6 protein-coding genes are annotated in these 4,155 nt (G+C 27.3%); all 6 read right to left on the bottom strand.

What is annotated here, in order from left to right:
- Positions 1-19: 19 nt before the first annotated feature.
- On the bottom strand, positions 20-295 hold the full coding sequence (locus tag AWT72_RS08155) for a type II toxin-antitoxin system RelE family toxin (protein WP_067143465.1): 276 nt from the start codon (positions 293-295) through the stop codon (positions 20-22).
- On the bottom strand, positions 285-551 hold the full coding sequence (locus AWT72_RS08150; RefSeq protein WP_067143462.1) for a hypothetical protein: 267 nt from the start codon (positions 549-551) through the stop codon (positions 285-287). Before AWT72_RS08150 ends, AWT72_RS08155 begins: the two co-directional genes overlap by 11 nt.
- A gap of 122 nt (positions 552-673) precedes the next feature.
- Positions 674-1,636, bottom strand: a complete 963-nt coding sequence (locus AWT72_RS08145; RefSeq protein WP_067143459.1) for a transketolase family protein — start codon at positions 1,634-1,636, stop codon at positions 674-676.
- Positions 1,636-2,451, bottom strand: coding sequence for a transketolase (locus AWT72_RS08140; protein ID WP_231724069.1), 816 nt, complete (start codon positions 2,449-2,451; stop codon positions 1,636-1,638). The genes AWT72_RS08145 and AWT72_RS08140 overlap by 1 nt, the downstream gene beginning before the upstream one ends.
- Positions 2,452-2,460: 9 nt before the next feature.
- Positions 2,461-3,807 (bottom strand): PTS ascorbate transporter subunit IIC, encoded by a 1,347-nt coding sequence (gene ulaA, locus AWT72_RS08135; protein WP_067143456.1) that lies wholly within the window; start codon positions 3,805-3,807, stop codon positions 2,461-2,463.
- A gap of 11 nt (positions 3,808-3,818) precedes the next feature.
- Complete coding sequence (locus tag AWT72_RS08130; protein ID WP_067143452.1) at positions 3,819-4,085, bottom strand: PTS sugar transporter subunit IIB; 267 nt, start codon at positions 4,083-4,085, stop codon at positions 3,819-3,821.
- Positions 4,086-4,155: the final 70 nt, after the last annotated feature.

Genomic DNA, 4,155 nt, shown 5'->3' with positions numbered 1-4,155 from the left:
ATTTGCAACAGCCCCTTTCTTATTTTTTATAAATATCTCCTCGACTTGCAATATCTAATACATATATAATAATTTTATCATTAATTACTCTAAATATTGCTCTATATGTTCCTAATCTTAATCTAAAAATATCATCAAAATCTTTACTATAATATTTTTTTATATCATATTTTTTTAAATTTTCTTTGTTTTGGGCAATATCTTCAAAAGTCATCATAAATTTAAGACCTATAATTTTATTTTTTTTAATAAATTTTTTAGCGTTTTTATGATAAATAATCTTGTTAAAGTACATCTTCTAAACTTAATTCCTCTCCATTTAAATCATTAAAATCAATATCTAAATTATCAAATTCTATTTGTTCTTCTTTTGAAACATATTTACAATTGCTGTTTAAAAATTCTAACAAAGTCATTTCTTCATGTTTTTTAATAAAATTTAGACTAACCTTTCTTAAAAATTCAGAAAACGTATAACCATTAGCACTAGCAAAATCTGAAATTATTTCGTATTCATTTTCACTTAGAGTTATATTTTTTCTTACAGTCATTTTATTCACTCCTAACTTTAATACTTATTAAGTGTATTATACACATCATTTTATATTTTGTCAATTACTAAAATATACTCAAAGTAAAAAGTAGAATGTTTTTTTCATTCTACTCTTATTTTTTATAAATTATTCTTTATAGAATTATATATATCAATTGCTCTTAACTGATATTCCTCTTGTAAAAATTCAAGAGTTCCAACTTGTCCAAATCTATCTTTTACTCCTATACGAATAAATTTTCTTGGACAATTTTCTGATAAAACTTCTGAAACTGCACTACCTAAACCATTTGTTATATTATGATTTTCAGCACTAACTACAAGTTTTGTATTAATTGCATATTTAAGTATTGTTTCTTTATCGATAGGTTTTAAAGTAAACATATCTAAAACCGTAACATTTATTCCTTCTTTTTTTAACATTTTAGCAGCTTTTATAGATTCATGAACCATCATACCTATTGCAACTATTAAAATATCATTACCATAATTAATAACAACATTAGCTTTACCAATTTCAAATTGAGAACCTTCTTCATAAATTTTAAATACATTTTTTCTTGTTAATCTTATCCAATAAAATTTATCATTTTTAGAATGCACTTCATCTATTACACTTTTTAAAACACTAGAATCTGTTGGCTCAATTATAGTTGTATTAGGTATACTTCTTATAATTCCCATATCTTCAAATGACATGTGTGTTCCACCATTGTGAACTGCCTGTATACCAGCATCAGACGCAATTACAGTAATAGGATTTTCTTGGTACAATGAAGACATAAATAACTGATCTAAGCATCTTCTACTTGCAAATGATGTAAATGTATGAACAAACGGTTTAAAACCTACTAATCTAAGTCCTGCAGCACATGACACTTCCTGTGCTTCCATAATACCACAATTTATTACTCTATCTGGGTAATTATATGCTATTTTGTTACTTCCTATACAACTCATTAAATCAGCATCTAATAACACTACTTTTTCATCTTTTTTAAATATTTCTTGTAATTTATCTATTAATACATTTCTTAGTTCGGCATTTTCTTTTTTATCTTCACCAACATACATTTTATACATTAAAATACCTCACTTTCTAATTCAAATAATTCTTTTTCAAGTTTTTCTTTACTTTCGTTATTTATTCTTAAATGATGATTAGATTTTAATGTTTCTAAAAATTTGACTCCCTGCCCTTTAATACTATCAAGAACAATCACTAATGGTTTATCTGTTCTCATATTACATGCATTTCTTATAGAATCTATATCATTACCTTTAACAGTTATACTTGATAGCCCAAATGCTTTTGCTTTCTCCTCAAATGAGAAAGGTTCACATATTACATTTAATTCATCATCTAGTTGCTTTTTATTATAATCTATAAAAACTATCATATTATTCAAATTATTATGTGCAATAAATTGCATGGCTTCCCAAACTTGTCCTTCTTGTGCTTCGCCATCACCTATTATACAAAATACTTTATTAGATTTATTTAATATTTTTAAACCTTTGGCTATACCAGTCGCTATTGAAATTCCTTGTCCTAATGAACCTGTAGTTACATCTACTCCCTTTGTTTTTAATCTGTCTGGATGACTAGGTAAATTAGTCCCATTAACATTCAAAGATAACAACTCTTTTTTATCAAAAAAACCTTTAAGTGCTAATGTAGAATACAAAGCAGGTCCTGCATGCCCTTTAGATAATACAAAATAATCTCTCTCTTCCCAATTAGGATTTTTAGGGTCATATTTCATAATATCATTATATAGTACTGCTAAAGTTTCAATCACTGACATACTTCCACCATAATGCCCAAAACCTAAATTATTAAGCATTTTTAAAACTTCAATTCTTATTTCATTTGCAAATTTCTTTGTACTATTCACTTTTTTCTCCTATTCTCCTTCTTTTTTAACTATAAAATTATATGCTACTAATGCAACTATTATACCTACTACTACTATAGTAATATACATTGGTGTTAAATACTTAGCTGCATTTCCTAATAATATACCTAAAGTTGCAAAATCTGTATCTGAGAATGTAGTTCCTGCATAGCCTAAATTTTCTAACAATGGGAATAATATTGCTGGTAAGAATGTTAATAATAGTCCATTAGCAAAAGCTCCTATCATTGCACCTCTTCTACCACCAGTTGAGTTACCAAATACTCCAGCAGTTGCACCACAGAAGAAATGAGGTACTACACCTGGTAAAATTAATACCATATTTAGTGAACCTAAAATAAATAGACCAACTATTCCACCTAAAAAACTAAATAAAAAACCTATTAAAACTGCATTTGGAGCATATGGAAATACTATCGGACAGTCTAATGCTGGTTTGGCATTAGGAACTAATTTTTCAGAAATACCTGTAAATGCTGGAACTATTTCATTTAATAATAATCTAACACCTTGCAAAATTATATATACTCCTGCTGCAAATCTTATTGCTTCCATAATTGCAAATAAAATATAGTTTTTACCACCTGCTAATTCTGTAACATATTCTTGCCCTGCAAATATTGCTAAAATAACATAAATTATCATCATAGTCATTGAAATTGAAATTGAACTATCTCTTAAAAAAGTTAAATTTTTAGGCAATTGCATTTCTTCTGTTGATTTTGAACCCTTACCAACAATTTTTCCTATATAACCAGATAAAATATATCCTAAAGTTGAAAAATGCCCAAATCCTACAGAATTATCGCCAGTAATCCCTTTCATAAATGGTTGTGCTAATGCTGGGAATATAACCATACATAAACCTAATATTAAAGAACCTACAAGTACTAACATTGCTCCTTCAAATTTAGCAATATAAAGCATTATTGCTATCATACATGCCATATATAAAGTATGGTGTCCTGTTAAAAATATATATTTTAAACGAGTAAAACGGGCAATTAAAATATTGGCTAACATACCAAAAGCCATTATTAAAGCTGTTGTTGTTCCAAATTCACCTAACGCTAATGAAATAATTGCTTCATTATTAGGTATAACACCTTGAATATTAAATGCTTTTTCAAACATTCCTCCCATTGGTTGTAAAGCAGCCACTACTACTCCTGCTCCTCCACCTAGAACTACAAATCCTAGTATTGTTTTAATTGTTCCTTTTATTATATCAGTTACTGGTTTCTTTTGTAATAATAACCCGATCAAAGCTATAAACCCAACTAAAATTGCTGGATTTGATAAAATATCAACAATAAAGTTTAATATTGATTTCATTTTTTTCCCTCCTATTTCAATTTTTCAACTAATTTTACTTCTAATTCTTCTTTACTAATGATACTGTTTAGTACAATAATTTTCTCTTTGTCTATTGATGAACTTTCTGCTATATCTTTAGCCATAACAAATAAATCTGCACTACCTTCTGTTACTGACGCTAAATCTGAATGCTCAACTTCTGCTTCAATCCCTAATTTTTTTATAACTTTTTTTATGTTCATTTCTAACATAAAACTTGATCCTAAACCTGAACCACAAACTGCTAATATTTTCATAATATTACTCCTCCTTTAATTATGGTACTGTAAAGTATACAGCACTTTTTTTATTTATATAATTCATTTT

The organism is Oceanivirga salmonicida (genome assembly GCF_001517915.1).
In the GTDB taxonomy this organism is placed as follows: domain Bacteria; phylum Fusobacteriota; class Fusobacteriia; order Fusobacteriales; family Leptotrichiaceae; genus Oceanivirga; species Oceanivirga salmonicida.
The sequence above is the reverse complement of the archived record's forward strand: the minus strand, read 5'-3'. Positions and strand labels throughout refer to the sequence as shown.